Below are 731 nucleotides of genomic sequence, written 5' to 3' on the forward strand. Positions count from 1 at the left end.
CCGACGCCAACAACCGGCTCGCGGTCTTCGCACTGAGCCCGACCGGATCGGTGATGCAGACCTACCAGACCGGCCCAGGCAACACCAGGTGGTACGACTTCGCCGGAGCCGACGGGAATCTCGGCGGAAACCTCGTCCAGTTGGTGGCCGTCGCCAGTGACTCCAAGGGCAAACTGCTCGTATACGGGATCGGCCGGAATGGCGGCATGGCGGACACCTACCAGCACAACCGGGCCTCCGGCCCGTGGAACCCCTGGTCGAGGGAAATGGGCGGAGCACTGGCCCACAGCAACTGACGAGATCGGCGCGGTGAGTCGCGGATCTTGTCCTTCTTGCGATCTCCGCCCATGACAAGAAACGACGTGGGAAGCTTTCGGTGCCGCCGTCCTCGGCACACGATCCGCAAGGCCACTCCTCCAACGAGTACGGCCGGACCATGAATCACCCCCGGTGCGCCGTTCGGACAGCCCACGGCCTGGGACGGACAGACGATGCCGATCCCCAGAGTCCGCGAACGCCGCAACGACCAGAAGGTGCTGATACTGGCCGTTATCGGCGGACTGATTCTGATCGCGGCGCCGCTGCTGGTGTTCAGATGGACGGGCAGGGCAGGCTGCACGTCTTCTCGCTGGGACCGGACGGTTCGCTGCAGGAGAACGTCGAAAACGGCCCCGACGCGTGGCGTGGCTGGCAGAACCTGGGCGGCCAGTTGGTGGGCAAGCCCATCGCCG

At 65.8% G+C, this 731-nt stretch carries 1 protein-coding gene; it reads left to right on the forward strand.

Translation table 11 applies throughout. From position 1 onward, the window contains the following. The coding region (locus ACTWQN_RS37995) for a DUF8189 domain-containing protein (protein ID WP_443208524.1) at positions 1-296 on the forward strand (296 nt) is incomplete at its 5' end. Positions 297-731: the final 435 nt, after the last annotated feature.

It is taken from the genome of Saccharopolyspora antiqui (genome assembly GCF_052246905.1).
Lineage (GTDB): Bacteria > Actinomycetota > Actinomycetes > Mycobacteriales > Pseudonocardiaceae > Saccharopolyspora.